The following is a 17976-nucleotide window of genomic DNA, read 5'->3' on the forward strand; positions in this document are numbered from 1 at the left end:
TCGGGCGTGGAGGAGGAGTTCCACCAGACTGGTGCCATGTCAGCACTGTTGGAAGTGATCGCGCTCCACGAGAACGATGCCCGTCGCGCCGAGGAGGGTGGCGCCGACCGGGTCGAGTTGCTCGGGTCCATGGACCACGAGGGCATGGCCCCGGAGCCCGCACTGGTCGAACGCACCCGAGCCGCCACCTCGATCCAGATTCGTCCGATGGTGAGGCTGCGGGAGGGCTGGTCGACCGATGGAGGCGAGGCCACCCGCCTGAAAGGTCTGATCGGTGCCTACGTCGACGCCGGCGCCGACGGTGTAGTGCTGGGCTTCCTCAACGGTCTGGGCGAGGTCGACACCGAGGTGGTCACCAGCCTGACCGAGGGCATCGGCGTGCCGTGGACCTTCCATCGCGCCATCGACTGGGCCTTCGACTACCGCAAGGCCTGGGCTGCCCTGCGTGGCTTCGCGGGGTTCGACCAGGTACTGACCGCCGGTTCCTCGCGCGGTCTCGAACACGGGCTGGACGAGGTGCTGGCGGTGGCCAGGGACGAACCCGGTGCGGCGCAGGTGATCATGGCCGGCGGCGGACTGCGAGCCGAACACGTGCCGTGGCTGGTGCGAGCGGGGGTCCGCGCGTTCCACATCGGCACACCCGCCCGACCCGACCGCTCGTACAAGGCGTGGGTCGACTCCGGTCTGGTGCGTAGTTGGCGCACGCTGATCGACACCGAGGTGCGCCACCTGGGCTGAGGCCCTCGGCCCCTTGGGTGTCGCCGGCGGGGGTCAGCCGAGCCAATCGTGCGGATCGTGTGCCATGGCGCGAGAGATTGCGGCCGGGGTGCAACAAGTCCCGTCAGACGACACGATCGGCACGATTGCCCGGTCGTACCCGACCGGGCCGGGGCGCGGGGGAGCGGATGAGCCCCCGGCAGCGCTCAACCGATGGTGAACAGGGCGAGGTCGCGAGCGCCGATGGCGACCTCAGAGGTCGCCTCGCCCGACCAGACCTCGGTGACGGGTCCGTCGTGCCCGATCTCGATGACGTTCTCGGTGCCGTTGTCGACACGGACCAGACCATCGCCCACCTGGACGCGCAGCGGCTGGGTCGTGGGCTCCGAGGCACGCTCGCCGGAACCGAGCACCCCGACGGCCACTCGTCCGCCGGAGAGTTCGCGCAGCCACACGTCGAATCGGAACTCTCGCTGGATGCGGCGACCCTGTCGCCCCAGCGGGTCCTGGTCGATGGCCACCAGCCGCGGATTGGTGAGCACTTGGGCCACCGATCGGTTCATGGTGCGGATGTCGTTGCCGGCCATCAGGGGCGCCGCGAGGAGGGCCCACAGACCCAGGTGGGCGCGGCACTCGGCGAGGGTGAGCCCGGGGTTGCCGACCTGCAGCATGTCCGGGTCGTTCCACGCTCCCGGACGCGACCACCGCTCCAGGCCACGCTGGGCGTCGGCGATCCCCCGGACGGAGCTGAAGCTCGGGTCGATGTCGGGCGTCGTCCGCCACAGGTTCGCCAAGCCGGGCGCCCACTCCCACGGGTTCGTCCGACCGTACTCACTGATCGAGTACACGAACTCCCGCGGGGAGTCCGCGATGAGCTGGCCCATCTTCTCGAAGGCGCCCCGGTAACTCAGCCCGGTGTCATCGCGGCAGGCCTCGCACCAGTCGTACTTCAGGTAGTCCACACCCCACTCCGCATACGCGGCGAGGTCGTCGGCCTCATGACCGAAGCTGCCCAGCCCCTCGCCGGGGTAGGCGTCGTAGATCATGGCGCAGGTCGCGCGACCCGGTGCGAGATACATGCCGAGCTTGAGCCCGCGCTGGTGCACCTGGTCGGCCAACCAGTCGATGCCCTGGCCGAATCGCGCCGGGTCGGGCTGAAGGTTGCCACCGGACGAGCGCCGCGGAGCCTGCCAGCCGTCGTCCACGACCAGGTACTGGTAGCCAGCGTCACGCAGACCAGTCGAGACGATCACGTCGGCCATCGACACGATCTGCTGCTCGTCGATGCGCGTGCGGAACGCGTTCCAGGAGTTCCAGCCCATGGGAGGGGTGGGGCAGGCGGCGAGTGGCATGTGGTCTCCCGGGAGGCTGGCAATGATGGGCGCGAACGCTCGTCCTGCACGGTAGCGTCAGTCGGCGATGCATGACACGAGCCGCTCGGATCCGCGCGCGTTGGCTGCCGCGATCGCCGCACGCCACGGCCTCGAAGGGCCCCTCGACCACCTGACGGAGGGCCAGACCAACCACGTGTTCGGCACCCCCGAGGCGGTCATCCGTTTCTCCCGCGACCCCCTGCGCGGAACCGTCACCGACGTGGACGAGTTCGCGAAGGAAGCGTGGTGCTCCCGGGCAGCCGAGGCTGCCGGAGTGGTCACTCCCCGGGTGCTCGCGGTCGGCCAGTTCCAGACGGAGGGGTCGGGGTCAGGCGCGGCCGGGGCAGACCCGCTGTCGGTGCCCTACCAGCTTCAGGAACGCATGCGGGGCGAGCACCCGGACGAGGCGACGCCCCGGCTGTGGCAACGGCTCGGCGACTGCGCGGCTGCGCTGGCGCGGATTCCGCTGGACGACGCCCCGGGGCAGCTCTTCACCCGATTCGGTCGTGACCTCGCCGAAGCCTGGGCTCAGCACGTGCACCACAACCTCGTTGCCCTAGGTGACGACGATCCGCTGTTCGAGTTGGGCGTCTACCGCGCCAGCGACCTCGAGTGGCTGACGGACTGGGTCTCGGCCACGAAGCCGGTGGGTCAGCAACACGGGCTGTTCCACGGTGACCTGAACCCCGGGAACGTGCTGGTCGCGCCGGATGGCGAACTGGTGCTGCTCGACTGGGGATCGGCCGCCACCGGCCCCGTTCCCTGGGGTGACCTCGTTCACCTGCAGCGGGGGCGGTTCCCGCACCTCGCGGAGGACTTCGCCGCCGGGTTCGGCATCGACCCCGAGGAGGTGGCTCGCGGGTTGCCGAGGCTGGAACTGCTGCAGGCGCTCGACCTCGTCCGTTGGGCGATCGACCGTCGACCAGACCTGCTCGACCACTACCGCACGACCGCGACGCAGACCGTCAGGCGACTCGCGCCCCGGTGAGCTGCTCCGAGACGGCCCACAACCGTGCGGCCACCACGTCGTCCCGCATCCGCGCGTTCAGGCTGGCCGGCCCGGCAGCACCTCGCATTCCGAAGGCCCCCGTGGGGCCGAAGTAGTCCCCGGACGACGCGGTGGGTGAGGTGGCGGCCATCAGCAGGGGCTGGGCCCCCATCTCGGCCGACTGCCCGAACCGGGCGCCCACCGACGTGATCCGCTCCATCAGTCTGCTGCCCTCACCCAGGCTGGCGCCGGAGGTCTGCAGGTTGGTGAGGGCGTAACCGGGGTGTGCACCGACACTGCGCAGCGCCCAGCCGCGACGGCCGGCGATGGCCGCCAGCTGTCGGTACAGGTGGACGTCGGCCAGTTTCGACTGGGCGTAGGCCTGTTCGGGACGGTACCGCCGGCGAGTCCAGTGGAGGTCACCGAAGTCGATGCGGCCGATGCGGGCGATCCCGCTGGCCATCGTGGCCACCCGGGGCGCGGGGGACTCACGCAGCACCGGCAGCAAGCCCACCGTGAGGGCGAACGGACCGAAGAAGTTGCTGCCCATCTGCAGTTCGAACCCGTCCTCGGTCTCGATCCGTTGCGGCGGCGTCATCACCCCTGCGTTGTTGACCAGCAGGTCGAGGTGGTCATGGTCCTCGGTGAAGGACTCGACGAAGGCGCGGACGGAGGCGAGGCTCGCCAGGTCGACGATCCGCAGTTCCAGGTCGGCGTCCGGCAGGGCTTGCCGGATCTCGTCCAGCGCCTGCTGACCCCGCTCGACGTTGCGGCAGGCGAGCACCACTGTGGCCCCGGCCGCGGCCAGCCCCTTGGCTGTGTGGAAACCTGTGCCTGAGTTGGCTCCGGTGACGACGGCGGTGAGTCCGGACTGAACGGGTACGGCGAACATGGCGCCCAGTCAACACCCTGCCCTCAACCTCGCGACCCCTCGACCTCCCGGGCCGCTCACCGACCTCGACGTTGAGGTCTCGTCGCGGCCGTCGCCCGGGGATGGGCGGCTCCAGACACCGATCGCGACTGCTGGCAGGTGTCCCCCGGCTGCCCACAAGTCCGCGACCCACAGCCTCATCCCAACTGCCGTGGCAGGGGCTGCGCGTGGACGATCGCCAGACTGGTCACCGCTCGTGTCAGACAGACGTAGAGCCTGCGCAGCCCGGTCAGTTCGTCGGACTCTCCCGCCACGATCCCGGCCGGTTCGGCCAGCACGACGTGGTCGAACTCGAGACCCTTGGCCAGACTGGCCGGCACGACCTCTACCGGCACCTGTCGGGCGGCCTCCACCTGCCGGGCCTCGGCCTCGTCCGGTTCACTCGTGCGGGGGGCGTCATCGCGGCCCAGCACCACGTGCTCCACCCTGAGGGCGGACGACACCGGGTCGACCAGCGCGTCGGGCACGATCACGCCGATCATCCCCTCACGAGCCGCCACCTGCTGAACCCGCGCGGCGAGGGCCGCGAGCAGGTCATCGGTGAGCTCGAAGACCAATTCACCCCGCGCATGCCGGATCGAACGCGGTGGTGTGAGCCCGGGCGCGATGGCCGGAAGCAGGCGGGCCGCGTAGTCGATGACGTCACCCGGCACCCGGAAGCCCTCGACCAGTTCGTTGACCAGTGCCTCGGGATGCCCCACGTGGGTCAGGGCCTCGTCCCAACTGGTCGAGCCCCAACTGGTGGTGGCCTGGGCGAGGTCGCCCAGCAGCGTGACCGATCCCGTGGAGGCGCGCCTCCCGACGGCTCGCAGCATCATGGCCGACAGGTCCTGGGCCTCGTCGATGATGACGTGGCCGAGGCTGGGGGTTCGTTCGAGCAGGTCGACGATCTCGTCGAGGCAGACCACCTCGGCCAGCGTCCACGACCGACCGGCGGGGGACTTGCGGGGCATCCGGTCGAGCAGCACGGTCTGCTCCTCTGCCGAGAACAGGCCGTCGGCGAGCGTGGCGAGCAACTCGGGATCGGTGAACAGGCGGTGCAACAACGCCGTCGGCTTGAGCTGGGGCCACACCTGTTTCACCATCGCCTTCACCGCGGGGGAGCGTGCGATCTGGTTCTGCAGCCGGTCGTCGGTGGTCTCGCCCTGCAGTTCGAGGCGTAGCAGCACCTGGTGGGCGAGCCTCTGGGGCAGCATCACCCGCCCCGCCTCGTAGCGGACGCCGCGGCTGAGCACCCCCTCGACGGCCTGCGCGAGGTGGGGAGCCGGCACCCTGAGCACGCGGTGCCCGACCTTGACGGCGAGTAGGTCAGTGGGCAGGCAGACGTGACTCCACACGGCCCGGTGCAGGAGTTCGGCCATCCGGACATCGCCCAGGAGCAGGCCGCGCACCGATTCGTCCGTGGTGACCGCCCGTACTCCCGACGACGCCTCGCACAGGCTCTGCACCGTCTGCTGGTCGGTGTCGATCTCACCCAGTGCCGGCAGCACGTCGCCGATGTAGCTGAGGAACGACGCATTGGGCCCCACCACCAGCACCCCTGACCGGGACAACTGGGTGCGGAAGGCGTAGAGCAGGAAGGCCGCGCGGTGCAGTCCGACGGCCGTCTTCCCGGTGCCGGGCGCGCCCTGGATCGCCATCGACTGGTCCAGCGAGGTGCGCACCAGCAGGTCCTGGTCGGGCTGGATGGTTGCCACGATGTCGCGCATGGGGCCGGTTCGGGGGCGTTCGATCTCGTCCTGCAGGATCTGCGAGGTGCCCGTGGCAGCCCCGGCGGTGAGCGGTTCGTCCTCGAAGGCGGTGATCTGCCCGTCGCGGAAGCCGAACCGTCGGCGCAGCGAGCACTGCATCGGGTCGACGGACGAGGCCCGGTAGAAGGGCAGCGCCATCGGTGCCCGCCAGTCCATCACCAGCGGGTCCTCGCCGAGCCCGGCCGAGACGTGTCGTCGGCCGACGTGCACCACTTCGTCGCGTTCGGCGCCCAGGGAGGCGGCGTAGTCGATGCGCCCGAAGAAGAGGGGCACCGCCGGGTTGTCGACCAGTGACTCCGCCCGGCGGTACAGCATCTGCTTGAGGTACTGGGTGCTGACGTGGTTGGCGCCGGTGACGGTGCGCCAGTCGCTGGTCTGGGTCCTCATCTGGGCCAGTGCCTCGCGGGCACGGGCGAGGTGGGTGCGTTCGGCGGCCAGGTCAGGGTTGGCGTCGCTGGGTGGTGTGGGGGCAGACATGCGGGGTCCTCCGGTCGACGGACGGTGAGCATGTCCGGCGGGACCACCCGACGGACGACCCGCGTCGGCACCCAGGGCGCCCGCGAGTTCTGGAGCAGACGCGACATTCTACTCCAGCGCCCGCGACGGACGGGCGGGCGGGGCAACGGACCGGGCGTCCGGTGGCGTGGATGCCCTCCGGGGGTGGGCTCAGCCGCGCGGCTCTCCCAGCACCCGTACTGCCCACGGTCCGAGCACGAGCTCGTCACCCGCCGTGAGGGTGCTCCCGTCGGCGAGGTCGGTGACCTCCTCGAGATCGGTAGGCAGGCTGAGGGTCACCTCGTCCCACGACCAGTTGTGGACGAACCAGATCCGCTGGTGGGTGGTGCTGGTGCCGGAGGTGACCGTGATCTGGCTGGGAGCGTGCCATGCCTCGGCGATCGGTGAGGGCTGGGCGAACCGGGCGACCTTCGCGCCCAGCGCCAGATCGGGGATGGTGCCGACCACCGTGATCCTGCCGCGTCCGTGTTCGCGGGTCGTGACCGCCGCGAAGCTGCCCAGGAAGGGATGCTGGTAGCCGGCCAGCACCTCGGCCGACTCGCCCTCGAGCCCCGTGGGTGCGCCGGGCAGCAGACCGTCGGCCCACTTGGTGGCTCGCCCGAGGGTGGTCTCGGTGCCTGCCTGGTCATCCCAGGTCCCGGTCACCGCCACCGGCTCGGGCAGGGTGGAGTACTCCTCGTACCAGACCCCTGCGGCCTGCCAGAGGCGGTCGGGCGCCACGGCCTGACGGGCACGCGCCAACTCGTCCGCGTACCCGGTACGGGGTCCCACGACCAGGTGGCCGCCTGCCTCGGCGTAGCGGCGGAGCCGGTCGAGCAGGTCGTCGTCGGCGACGTAGACGGCCGGGGCGAACAGCACCGGGTAACGCTCCACCCACTGCGAGGGGTCGGTGGCGACGAACTGGCGATCGTGGAGGAAGGTCAGCTGCAGTCCGGCTGCCCGAGCGCCGTCGACGAAGCCGTTGACGATGCGTTCGTAGGCTCGGCGGTCGGGATGGGTGAACCCGTCGACCCCACCAGTGCTGACCAGGGGTCCGGCGAACTCGAAGGTCCACTTGGAGTCCGTCGACCAGATGACGGCCGCGTCGGCGTCGGGACGGTAACCCTCGAGCGCGGGGCCGAGCCTGCCCAGCAGTCGTCCCAACTCCGCGACCTCGCGGTACACACGACCGGGTCGTCCGCTGTGGGGGATCACTCCGCCCCAGTAGGTCTCGGCGCCGAAGTGCAGGGTGTGCCAGTGCCAGTACTCCACCATCCGGGCGCCACGGGCGACCAGGGCCGTGCCGGCCTGCAGCAGTTGACCGGGATAGGGCGGGTACTGGTCGGCGTGGCCGCCGATCGACTGGGCATCGGTCTCGGTCACCAGGAACGGTGCCTGGGCCGACGACCACAGACGGTCGGCCTGGGTGAACAGGGCGGACGGTCCATTGGTCCACCAGCCGGCATCCGCAGCATGGTCGACGGCCGACGACAGGCCGTCCTGCACGCGGTAGTAGGGGTTGCCGGCCGTGACGTCGAGTCGCTCGACCAGTTGGTCATCGCTGATGCCGGGTCGGGGGTACGAGATGCACGTGGTGACGAACTGGTCGGGCCGGGCGTGTTCGCGCACCAGGTCGGCCTGCCACCCGATGAACTCGGTGACCAGCTCGGCGGAGTAGCGGCGCCACTCCAGGTCATGCTGGGGCTGGGCATTGCCCGCCGGTGCCCACAGGTCGGCCCACTCACTGAGCCGGTGCGACCAGTAGACGAGACCCCACGCCTCGTTGAGTGCCTCGACGGTGCCGTACCTGCCGCGCAGCCACTCACGGAAGCCCTCGATCACGTGGGCGTTGTGCGGCAACTGTTGGCTGGGCTCGTTGTCGACCTGCCAGCCGATCACGGCCGGGTGGTCAGCCCAACGGGCGGCGATGGCGCGGACGACCCGTTCGGCGTACCGGCGGAACGTGGGGTGGGAGTAGTCCATCTCCTGACGGGCACCCCAGGCGGCGCGGGTGCCATCACGATGGACCGCGGCGATCTCGGGGTGCAGCCGGGCCAACCACGGCGGGACGGCGTAGGTGGGGGTGCCGAGGATGACACTGATGCCGCGGGCATGGGCCCCGTCGAGAACGGGCTGCAACCAGTCGAGGTCGAACTCACCCGGACGAGGCTCCCAGGTCGACCACACCGATTCGCCGACTCGGATGACCGTGAAACCGGCCTCGACCATCAGGTCGAGATCACGGTCGACAGCCGCGGCGATGCCCTGGGGCTGGTACTCGGCGTAGTAGGCCGCCCCGAACAGGATGCGGCCCTCGAGATGGCTCAGGGGGGTGGGCGAGGCGGGGGGCGTCGTTGCCATGCGGGTCTCCAGGTGGGCGTGCCAGATGCGTTTGTAACCATACAAGCTGACGCTCGCCCGGGGTGACGCGACGCCGGACCGCTCATGCGCCGCTCGAGGATGCTCACTAGAGTTCGCACGGGCGAGAACCTGCAGGATGTGCAGCTGAACAGCCCATCGCGTCCCGATCGGGACGCGATCGGCCGTTCACGTGCACGTCCCACAGGTCGAGGCTGGAGCCCTCGCCCGCCACCCTGATCATGCCGAGGAGGCACCCCGTGACCGGCACCACCGCCCTCCAGGAGCAGGCAGCGGTCGAACCCGTCGACCCGGCCTTCGGAGCCAACCAGTGGCGGCTCGCGCTGGCCCAACTGCTCTCGGGTGTCGGCATCGCGTCCGGGGTGGCGGTGGGCGCGGTGCTGGTCGAGGAGACCTCGGGGAGCACCCAGTTGGCCGGTTTCGCGCAGACCGCCACCGTCATCGGTGCCGGACTGCTTGCCTTCCCGCTGTCACGCCTCGCTCGTCTGCGTGGACGACGCGTGGCACTGGGGCTCGGTTTCGGTCTGGGCGCCCTCGGGGCCGTGCTCATCCTGACCGGGGTGCAGATCGGGCAGCCGGTGCTGTTGTTCCTCGGGTTGACGCTGTTCGGCTCCGCCACGGCCTCGGGCCTGCAGTCCCGCTACGCAGCCACCGACCTCGCCCCGGAGCACATGCGCGCCCGGGCCATGTCTGTCGTGGTGTGGGCCACCACCGTGGGATCGGTGGCGGGGCCCCAGTTGTCGGCACCCGGGGCGGCGTTGGGCCGGGCCCTCGGGCTGAACCATCTGGTGGGTCCCTACCTCTTCTCGGTGACGGCCTTCGTGCTCGCGGCCCTGGTCACGGTGAGCATGCGCAAACCGCAGCGTCCCCTGCACCAGCCCGGGGTGCACCGCAACGTCTCGATGAAGGAGTGCCTGCTGGTGGCGTGGCGCCATCCCGTCGTGCTGCTCGGCATGGTGGCGGTGATCACCGGTCAGATGATGATGACCGTGGTCATGGTGATGACCCCGTTGCACATGTACCACCACGCGATGGGCCTGGAGATCGTCGGCATCGTGATCTCGAGTCACATCCTGGGCATGTACGGACTCTCCCCGTTGGTGGGATGGCTGGTCGACCGGTGGGGGGCCCAGCGGGTGATCGTGCTCGGCATGGGCATCTTCCTGGTCGCCTTCGCCGTCGGCATCCTCGACGCGCTGGGGCAGTCCCACCTGGTGCGGCTCATCCCCGCCCTGACGCTGCTGGGCATCGGCTGGTCGTGCACGCTGATCGCCGGGTCGACGCTGGTCGCCCAGACCGTCGAGCCAGAACTGAAGGTGCCGATGCAAGGCACCGTCGACACGTTCATGAACTTCGGGGCCGCAGCCATCACGGCCTCGGCAGGCACCGTGCTGGCGTGGCAGGGATTCGTCGGCATCAACCTGCTCGCGACCTGCGTGCTGGTGCTGCTGGTCGTGGTGGCCGTCCGGGCCAAGCGGGTACCCGTCGCGGTCCACTGACGGGCCCCGTCCTGGCGGGACCTCGTGCTCCTGGAGAGCGTCAGTCGGACAACTGGTCGAGCTGGTCGAGGTCCTCGGCGTCGACGATCCGGTAGCTGTAGCCCTGCTCGGCCAGGAACCGCTGCCGGTGCTGGGCGAACTCGGCGTCGACGGTGTCCCGGCTGACCAGCGCGTAGAACCTGGCCACCAGCCCGTCCTTGGGACGAAGGATCCGTCCCAGCCGTTGGGCCTCCTCCTGCCGTGACCCGAAGGCGCCCGACACCTGGATGGCGACCTCCGCGGTGGGCAGGTCGACGGAGAAGTTGGCGACCTTCGAGACGATCAGCAGGCCGATCTCGCCGTCGCGGAACTGCTGGTAGAGCACCTCGCGTTGCTTGTTGGAGGTCTCGCCGGTGATGACGGGCGCGTCGAGCTTCTCGGCCAGGTCGTGCAGCTGGTCGACGTACTGGCCGATCACCAGCGTCGGCTGGCCGCGGTGCCGTTCGACCAGGTCGATCACCGCGTGGGTCTTCGACTCGGCGGTGGAGGCCAGCCGGTAGCGGACGTCGGGATCGGCCGTCGCGCACAGCAGACGCTCCTCCTCGGTCAGTGTCACCCGCACCTCGACACAGTCCGCCGGTGCGATCCAGCCCTGGGCCTCGATGTCCTTCCACGGGGCGTCGTAACGCTTGGGGCCGATCAGCGAGAACACGTCACCCTCACGCCCGTCCTCGCGGACCAGGGTCGCGGTCAACCCCAATCGGCGACGGGCCTGCAGATCGGCGGTCATCCGGAACACGGGCGCCGGCAGCAGGTGCACCTCGTCGTAGATGATCAGTCCCCAGTCGCGGGCCGAGAAGAGCTCCAGATGGGGGTTCTGGCCCTTCCGTTTCGTCGAGATCACCTGGTAGGTGGCGATCGTCACAGGACGGATCTGCTTGACCGCCCCCGAGTACTCGCCGATCTCGTCAGCGGTCAGGGTGGTGCGCCTCAACAGCTCGTCGCGCCACTGCCGGGCGGCAACGGTGTTGGTGACCAGGATCAGGGTGGTGGCCTTGGCCAGCGCCATCGAGGCGGCGCCCACGACGGTCTTTCCGGCCCCGCAGGGGAGCACCACGACCCCCGAGCCGCCGTGGTGGAACGACTCGGCCGCCTGGGTCTGATAGGGCCTGATGTGCCACTCGCCCTCGGCCAGCGAGATCTCGTGGGCCTCGCCGTCGACGTAACCCGCGAAGTCCTCGGCCGGCCACCCCAGCGTCAACAGCACCTGCTTGAGGTGACCCCGCTCCGAGGGGTGCACGACCACGGAGTCGTCATCGATGCGTGCCCCGACCAGGCCCTTCACCTTCGCCGAGCGCAACACCTCGGCCAGCACCGCCTTGTCGGTCGAGACCAGCACGAGACCGTGGGTGGGGTGCTTCTCGATGCGCAGGCGGCCGAATCGTCCGATCGTCTCGGTCAGGTCGATCAGCAGCGAACTGGGCACCGGGTAGCGCGACCAGGTGAGCAGGGCATCGACGACCTGTTCGGCGTCATGGCCGGCGGCGCGGGCGTTCCACAGCCCCAGCGGGGTGATCCGGTAGGTGTGCACGTGCTCGGGGGCACGCTCCAGTTCCGCGAACGGTGCGATCGCGATCCGGCAGGCATGGGCATCGGGGTGATCGATCTCCAACAGCAGGGTGCGGTCGGACTGGACGATCAGGGGGCCATTGGTGGGTGTCGACATCGCCGTCCATTATCCCCGCGCCGCTTGGCCGCACCCCCCTGTCACGTTCTCCCTTGGCACAATGGGCACCTCGTCGGACACTGCGCGGCGGCGCGGTCAGGGCTCGACGCGCACGATCCTCGACAGCGCCACCAACGACTGCCCCTTGCCGGGTTCCACCAGTCGGGCCTGCCCCGAGGCCACTGCCAGCACTTTCGCCCGCATCCGGCCACGGCGGCCGGAGTCGTCCACCCTGGTCAGGTTCACCCAGGTGCCCGCAGTCTGTGCCTCCAGCAGGGCCGCCACCATCGCCTCGGCGTCGACCGCGGCCTGCACCGACGTGCTGGGTGCCAGCAGTTCGGCTGACAGTTGTCGCAGTTGGTCGGAGGAGGGCACCGGCTGCCTGGTCGACCTGGGTACGGCGACCTGCTTGAGGCGTCTCGCTGGGGGGGTGGGCACGACAGCGCCACGCTCGTCCTCGGCGACGGGGGCGTGGCCCAGTTCACGCAGCACCTCGACCACCTCGGCCGCCTCCGCGCGGGCGGCGACCAGCGAGGGTGCCACCTGCCGCAGACCCAGTGATGCCGCCTGCGGGTGTCGCAACAGCGCCTGCATGGTCGCCTCGTCGGCGATGGTCAGGAGGGCGCCGACGCTGGCCACCCGGATCGCCCCGTGCAGCCTGGCCACGTCACCGACGAGGTAGCGCAGAGGCTGGGGGATCGGGGTGGCGGAGTGCGCGGTGAGCCAATCCAGCAGCGCGTCGCCCGTCCACCCCGCATCGAGGCCCCTGCGCACCGACGAGGAGGTGAATCGGTGCACGGTCGCTGGTCCGGGTGACTCCCGGTCGGCCACCAGGTCGAGTTGGCGGAGCACGTCGATCCGCAGCGGGCCGGGGGCCACGGCCGTCAGGTCGGACTGCACCAGGAACCCATCGGTGGCCTCGGGGAAGCCGGGGTCCTCGGTCACCTCCCACAGGCTGGTGCGGCGTCCCATGGCCACCAGCCCCAGTTCGGCGGCCTCGGCCAGGGTCTGCTCCGCTGCGTGGTCGACCTCCACCCGCGACCACGTGGGGTGGTGCCAGGCCAACCGTTCCGCGAGTCGATCGATGGTCACCTCTGCCCCGGACGGCGCCGACCGTAGTTCGCGGGCGGCGGCGATCCGGCCACGTTCGGGACTGGTCACCTCGTCGCGACCCGCCTGGGCACCGGGCTCGAGTGGCCACCCGGCCAGGTCGAGCCAGGCCTTCACCAGCCCCTGCCACCGGACGAACGGACCCGTGCCCAGCCACTGGTCGAACGTCACCGTGGGCAGCCACGCCGTGCCGCCGCGTCCCACCAGGCCCAGACGGTGGGCCAGCTGGAGCAGCAGGACCACCGCGTCGCCGGTGCCGGTCGCCCGAGCGAGGTTCTGCTGGTCACGGCGGCTGAAGGCACCGGTGGCCAGGGGTCGCGGGCTCGTCCGCTCGACCTCGTCGATCACGGCGGCCACGGAGTGCACCAGTGACTGCGCCGTGCCGAGACCGGCCGCCTCGACCACCCGTGACTCCTGGGCGGCGGGCCATCCGGGTACCTGGGTGGCGACGGGTTGGCGGAAGAGTCTTCCCCCGCGCAGCCTCAGGGACACCTCCCGGGGCAGCACCACCGTCTCGGCGTCGACCGGTCGCAGGAGTTTCAGCGCCAACAACCGTTCGGTGGGGCTGTTTGCCTGCTCGAGCCGTACCGGCCGGTCGGCGCCGCTGACCCGTCCGACAGGACTGTTCCAGAGCAGCTGGTCGAGCACCGGCTCGGCCTCGGGTCCGGCCTCACGCACCAACCGGTCGATCTCTGCGTCGGGAAGAGGTGAAGGGCTCGGTTGGGCCAGACCCGCCGGATGGGTGCCGAAGCACGACCGGACTGCCTGGGTCACGCGCAGGTGGTTGTCGTCCCCCCAGGCCAGGGCGCGGTCGCGTAGCGCAGCCACCGCGTGCTCGACCGCACCCCGGTCGCCGCCCAACAACGCCGCCAGTTGGCGCACCGAGATGAGATCGGGTGAGGCGGCCAGCGCGTGGCAGACGCGCCGTTGCCACGTGTCCAGGGCATCGATGGCCGCGCGCGTCGAGGCATGGGTGGACGCCCGTTCGACCACCTCGGCGACGCTGTCGGGCCTGGGCAGCGCCAGATCCGGCCGCAGCCGCAGCAGGGTCGTCAACTGGTTCTGGTCGAGGGAACGCACGACATCGGCGATCGACCTCGGAGCGGTGGCGCTCGCGGGCGGGGGCGTCAGGTCCTGGCCTTCCCGAGGTACTTCCAGACGACGTAGAGGTCAGCGCCCAGCACCACGAAGCAGGCGAACTGCGCCCACTCGAAGACCGCGTCGATGGTGTCCCGGTCACCGGGAACCAGCAGCCCCAGCACCAGCGCGGCCGCCGCGCCGATCGCCCCGACCCGCACCAGGGTCTGCTTGGCCACCGGCGCCATCGCCGAGAGCGCGACCGCCGACAGCAGCAGCACGAACGAGAGCGGACGAATCAGCATGCCGGCGAGCAGCACGATCACCAGGGCGTAGCCAGCAGTCTTCACCACGGTCATCAGCCCGTTGCCCGCAGCGGGCGGTCGGGACTGGGGTTCCCATTGCAGCGGGAGCGGACCGTGTGTGGGGTACGAGCCGGAGGGGGAGAACTGGCTGGTGGCGGCCGATGGGCCGTTCGTCGGGAACTGCTGGCTGACAGCGTTCCCGGGAGGGGGGTACTGGGTGGTCGGGTCAGGCGGGGCCCAGGCCTGCCCCGGCGTGCCGGAGGGCACGTGGGGCGATGATCCCGACAGCGGCCCGAAGTTGTGGCTGGTGACCATCGGCTGGGTCGGGTCCCAGGCCCGGTCGGTCCTCCCGGGCGCAGCATGGGCCGATCCCCAGGCCGACCCCTCGTGGATGCTCATGCCCGAGCCGAACGGCAGGTGCGGGTCACGCTTGGGTGCGCTGGAGGGAACCAAGGCATCGAGCGGTGGGGTGGGGGCCGGAGCGGGCTCGAACGCCTCCGGCCCTTGGGCGGGCAGGCCGTCCGCCAGGTGTGGGGGCTCCGGGGCGACGCTCAGCGGAGGGGTGCGCGGGGTAGCGAACCCGTCGGGGCGCTCCCGGGGCGCATATTCCGCGCCGTCTCGCCAGTCAGCCATGTCGAAGAGTCTAGTGGGGCAGCGTTCATCGTCCCTGCGCGCTTGCCCTGCCGGGGAGGCACCCGTGGCGGGCCCACTGCCATGCTGGGTCGCGTCAAGCTCGCCCTGAGGAGGTGCGATGGAAGTCATCATCTGTGCCGACGCCGACGTGGTGGCGCGTACCGCCACGGGACGGATCGTGGGAGCGCTGGCGAAGCGTCCCCAGCCGGTACTGGGACTGGCCACGGGCAGCTCCCCGTTGCGGATCTACGACCAGTTGGCGGCGCTGAACCGCGCGGGACGGATCGATCTGTCCGGCACCAGGGCCTTCGCGCTGGACGAGTACGTGGGCCTGCCGCCCTCGCACCCACAGAGCTACGCCGAGACCATCCGCACCACGGTGACGGTGCCCTGTGGGATGAACCCCGACCTGGTGCACGTGCCCGACGGCATGGCCACCGACATCGAAGCCGCCTGTCAGCGGTACGAGGACGAGATCGTCGCCGCCGGGGGCATCGACGTGCAGATCCTCGGGATCGGCTCCAACGGACACATCGGCTTCAACGAGCCCACCTCGTCGCTGCAGTCACGGACCCGCATCAAGACCCTCACGGCCCGCACCCGGCAGGACAACGAGCGCTTCTTCAGCCATGACGTGAAGGTGCCGACCCACTGCGTCACCCAGGGACTGGGCACCATCATGGACGCGCGCCGTCTGGTGCTCGTGGCCACCGGCACCAAGAAGGCCGACGCCATCGCCGCCGCTGTCGAGGGACCGGTGACCAGCATGTGCCCGGCCTCGGTGATGCAATTCCACCGCAATGCAGTGGTGGTGGTCGACGAGGCGGCCGCGTCCAAGCTCACCTTCGACGGCTACTACCGCGACATCTTCGAGCACCTGCCCGAGTGGCAGCAGGTTCCCGGGCTCTGACCAGCCCGCGCTGAACAACCCCGGCTGACCAACCCCCCACTGATCGGCCCCCCGATGGGGACCGGTCCGGCGACTGCGGCCCTCCGGCCTCAGGCGGGTGGTTCGTGGTCGGTCACCTTCGGCAACGGACGAAGCGGTGCCCGCTCGGCCCGCTCGACCGTCTGCCCGGCCCGTTCGACCGCGACCGAGGCGTCACGCAGTGCCATCCGGACGAACCGGGGCACCTCCGGATCCTGGATCCGCAGCCCCCGCCGGCTGACCCGCACCGTCTGACCGGTGAATCGTCCGATGGCGAGCGACGACAGGACGGTGCCCACGGCGAGCAGTCCTGCCAGCACCAACTGGGCCAGGCGCGGACCGACGCCGTCGACCAGCAGGCCCACCAGGGGCTGCGACAGGCTCATGCCGCCGAAGGCGATCAACAGGTACAGGCCCATCACCCGGCCGCGGGCCGACGGGTCGACGCTCATCTGCACCAGGGCATTGCTGAGCAACTGGAAGCAGGTGATGGTCACCGAGTGCACCACGATCACCGCGGCATAGAGCAGGGGTGAGGGAGCGACGGCGCCGATCGCGAGGAAGCAGGCTGAGATCCACAGCAGGCCGACCAAATGGCGCAGTCGTGCCTTGCCACGGGTTCGTCCCGCGAGCAGGGAACCGACGATGCAGCCGGCGGCCATCACGGAGTTGAACACCGAGTACCCGGGGATGCCGCTGTGGAACACCTCGTTCGCCATCCCGGCGAAGACCAGGGGCATCGCCAGGGCCAGCAGGGAGACGCTGGCCAGCAGCACCATCGTCCAACCGATCTCGGTGGTCTCGCGCATGGTGCGCAGGCCCTCGCGCAGCGTGATCCGCTCGTCCTCGCGCGGTCCGGGATCCGCGGTCGGCGCCCGAAACAGCAGCACAGCGGTGATGCAGCAACCCAGGCCGTTCATCCAGAACGCGAAGCCCGGGCCGATCGCCGCCACCATGGCGGCCGACATCGGCGGACTCCAGAAGCCGGCGGCCTGGAAGGCGATGGAGTTCATCGACAGGCCTTGTGCGATGTGTCGTCCCGACAACTGCACGATCATCGACGAGCGGGCCGGTTGTTCGACCACCGCGGACAGGCCCGTGATCGTGGCGGCGGCGTAGATGTGCCAGGGCTCGACCAGGTGGAGCAGGGCCAGGGTGCCGACCGCGAAGGCCCCGGCCGCCTGCATCAGTTGGGCGCCGGCGATCAGCCCGCGCACGTTGAACTTGTCGGCGAGCACCCCACCCCACAGGCCGAACAGCAGGATCGGGCCGAACTGGAGGGCGGCAGCCGTACCGACGGCGGTGACGTCACCGGTCAGCTTCAACAGCAGCCAGTCCTGGGCGATGCGGGCGATCCAGTAGCCGGTTGCCCCCTGCAGCATGGCTGTCAGGTAGCGAGCGAAACCCGGTTCGCCGAGGGCGCCGCGACGAAAGAGGGGAAGGGTGGGGACAGCAGTGGTCATGAGGCACACAGAGGGGGGGAGGAAGCGGTCCCGACGTCGCCTGGTGGCGCGGGCTGACACCAGACTAGAACCCCTGCGGGGATGACGTGAACGGGTGCTCACTTTGAGGCGTGAACGGTTCGCAGGGCGCTCAACGGCGGTGCGCACAATCGGGTGGGCGAGGTCAACGGCTGCGGGGTAGGATGAGCGTTCAGTTGACCGCCGGGGGACCGGCCAGAGCAGGAGTTTCGACGTGGCCATCGGCAAGGTGCGCTTCTACGACGCCGAGAAGGGTTTCGGCTTCATCACCAAGGACGAGGGCGGCGACGTCCACTTCCGCAGCAGTGTGCTGCCCTCGGGGGTGACCATCGTGAAGCCGGGGCAGAAGGTCGAGGTGTCGGTCGCCGAGGGGCGCCGAGGTGAGCAGGCCCTGTCCTTGCGCCTGATCGATGCACCGCCGTCGCTGTCGAAGCAGCAGCGCAAGAAGCCCGAGGACCTCGCTCGTCTCACCGAAGACCTGATCAAGCTGCTCGACGGCTTGGGGAACGGCTACCGTCACGGTCGCCACCCCGACGCCAAGGCAGCCGCCAAGACCGCCGCGTTGCTGCGGGCGGTCGCCGACGAACTGGAGCTGTGAGCGTGT

13 protein-coding genes are annotated in these 17976 nt (G+C 70.2%); 5 read left to right on the forward strand and 8 right to left on the reverse strand.

Annotated elements, in window-relative coordinates; all coding sequences use genetic code 11:
* The first annotated feature begins 36 nt into the window (after positions 1–36).
* Complete coding sequence (locus H507_RS0104020) at positions 37–738, forward strand: copper homeostasis protein CutC (protein ID WP_022909437.1); 702 nt, start codon at positions 37–39, stop codon at positions 736–738.
* A gap of 185 nt (positions 739–923) precedes the next feature.
* Here H507_RS0104020 and H507_RS14600 read toward each other — a convergent pair whose 3' ends face one another.
* Entirely contained in the window at positions 924–2069 is a 1146-nt protein-coding gene (locus H507_RS14600) for a glycoside hydrolase family 27 protein (RefSeq protein WP_022909438.1), read from the reverse strand.
* Between the two features lie 67 nt (positions 2070–2136).
* Between H507_RS14600 and H507_RS0104030 the strand changes: the two genes are divergently transcribed.
* On the forward strand, positions 2137–3078 hold the full coding sequence (locus H507_RS0104030; RefSeq protein ID WP_026377746.1) for an aminoglycoside phosphotransferase family protein: 942 nt from the start codon (positions 2137–2139) through the stop codon (positions 3076–3078).
* Here the strand turns inward: H507_RS0104030 and H507_RS0104035 are convergent.
* The 3 genes from H507_RS0104035 to H507_RS0104045 all read right to left on the reverse strand — a co-directional run bounded on the left by H507_RS0104035 (position 3056) and on the right by H507_RS0104045 (position 8616).
* Complete coding sequence (locus tag H507_RS0104035; protein WP_022909440.1) at positions 3056–3970, reverse strand: oxidoreductase; 915 nt, start codon at positions 3968–3970, stop codon at positions 3056–3058. The genes H507_RS0104030 and H507_RS0104035 overlap by 23 nt on opposite strands.
* Before the next feature lie 176 nt (positions 3971–4146).
* Entirely contained in the window at positions 4147–6237 is a 2091-nt protein-coding gene (locus H507_RS0104040; RefSeq protein WP_022909441.1) for a HelD family protein, read from the reverse strand.
* A 189-nt stretch (positions 6238–6426) separates the two neighbouring features.
* On the reverse strand, positions 6427–8616 hold the full coding sequence (locus H507_RS0104045) for a beta-galactosidase (RefSeq protein WP_022909442.1): 2190 nt from the start codon (positions 8614–8616) through the stop codon (positions 6427–6429).
* A 257-nt stretch (positions 8617–8873) separates the two neighbouring features.
* Here H507_RS0104045 and H507_RS0104050 point away from each other — a divergent pair, with 257 nt between their 5' ends.
* Positions 8874–10133: an MFS transporter gene (locus H507_RS0104050; protein WP_022909443.1), complete on the forward strand. Its 1260-nt coding sequence runs from the start codon at positions 8874–8876 to the stop codon at positions 10131–10133.
* 40 nt (positions 10134–10173) lie between these two features.
* Here the strand turns inward: H507_RS0104050 and H507_RS0104055 are convergent, their stop codons facing one another.
* The 3 genes from H507_RS0104055 to H507_RS0104065 all read right to left on the reverse strand — a co-directional run bounded on the left by H507_RS0104055 (position 10174) and on the right by H507_RS0104065 (position 14963).
* Positions 10174–11838, reverse strand: coding sequence for a DNA repair helicase XPB (locus H507_RS0104055; RefSeq protein WP_022909444.1), 1665 nt, complete (start codon positions 11836–11838; stop codon positions 10174–10176).
* A gap of 96 nt (positions 11839–11934) precedes the next feature.
* Positions 11935–14028 carry a helicase-associated domain-containing protein gene (locus H507_RS14605; RefSeq protein WP_022909445.1) on the reverse strand — a complete coding sequence of 698 codons (2094 nt, stop codon included), beginning with the start codon at positions 14026–14028 and terminating at the stop codon, positions 11935–11937.
* 47 nt (positions 14029–14075) lie between these two features.
* Positions 14076–14963, reverse strand: coding sequence for a hypothetical protein (locus H507_RS0104065; protein WP_157438873.1), 888 nt, complete (start codon positions 14961–14963; stop codon positions 14076–14078).
* Positions 14964–15081: 118 nt separating this feature from the next.
* Here H507_RS0104065 and nagB point away from each other — a divergent pair, with 118 nt between their 5' ends.
* Positions 15082–15873: a glucosamine-6-phosphate deaminase gene (gene nagB, locus H507_RS0104070; protein ID WP_022909447.1), complete on the forward strand. Its 792-nt coding sequence runs from the start codon at positions 15082–15084 to the stop codon at positions 15871–15873.
* 89 nt (positions 15874–15962) lie between these two features.
* Here nagB and H507_RS0104075 read toward each other — a convergent pair whose 3' ends face one another.
* The gene (locus H507_RS0104075; RefSeq protein WP_022909448.1) at positions 15963–17354 is read right to left on the reverse strand and encodes an MFS transporter; all 1392 of its coding nucleotides are present in this window, start codon (positions 17352–17354) and stop codon (positions 15963–15965) included.
* Positions 17355–17586: 232 nt separating this feature from the next.
* Here H507_RS0104075 and H507_RS0104080 point away from each other — a divergent pair, with 232 nt between their 5' ends.
* Positions 17587–17970, forward strand: coding sequence for a cold-shock protein (locus H507_RS0104080; protein ID WP_022909449.1), 384 nt, complete (start codon positions 17587–17589; stop codon positions 17968–17970).
* The last annotated feature ends 6 nt before the right edge of the window (positions 17971–17976 follow it).

Origin of the sequence: Aestuariimicrobium kwangyangense DSM 21549 (assembly GCF_000421525.1) — a bacterium.
GTDB classification, from domain to species: domain Bacteria; phylum Actinomycetota; class Actinomycetes; order Propionibacteriales; family Propionibacteriaceae; genus Aestuariimicrobium; species Aestuariimicrobium kwangyangense.

Excerpts from the sequence above, each read along its gene's own strand:
- H507_RS0104030 (WP_026377746.1), top strand. The coding sequence starts at position 2,137 with ATGCATGACACGAGCCGCTCGGATCCGCGCGCGTTGGCTGCCGCGATC.
- H507_RS0104035 (WP_022909440.1), bottom strand. The coding sequence starts at position 3,970 with ATGTTCGCCGTACCCGTTCAGTCCGGACTCACCGCCGTCGTCACCGGA.
- H507_RS0104065 (WP_157438873.1), bottom strand. The coding sequence starts at position 14,963 with ATGGCTGACTGGCGAGACGGCGCGGAATATGCGCCCCGGGAGCGCCCC.
- nagB (WP_022909447.1), top strand. The coding sequence starts at position 15,082 with ATGGAAGTCATCATCTGTGCCGACGCCGACGTGGTGGCGCGTACCGCC.
- H507_RS0104040 (WP_022909441.1), bottom strand. The coding sequence starts at position 6,237 with ATGTCTGCCCCCACACCACCCAGCGACGCCAACCCTGACCTGGCCGCC.
- H507_RS0104045 (WP_022909442.1), bottom strand. The coding sequence starts at position 8,616 with ATGGCAACGACGCCCCCCGCCTCGCCCACCCCCCTGAGCCATCTCGAG.
- H507_RS0104075 (WP_022909448.1), bottom strand. The coding sequence starts at position 17,354 with ATGACCACTGCTGTCCCCACCCTTCCCCTCTTTCGTCGCGGCGCCCTC.
- H507_RS0104020 (WP_022909437.1), top strand. The coding sequence starts at position 37 with ATGTCAGCACTGTTGGAAGTGATCGCGCTCCACGAGAACGATGCCCGT.
- H507_RS0104055 (WP_022909444.1), bottom strand. The coding sequence starts at position 11,838 with ATGTCGACACCCACCAATGGCCCCCTGATCGTCCAGTCCGACCGCACC.
- H507_RS14600 (WP_022909438.1), bottom strand. The coding sequence starts at position 2,069 with ATGCCACTCGCCGCCTGCCCCACCCCTCCCATGGGCTGGAACTCCTGG.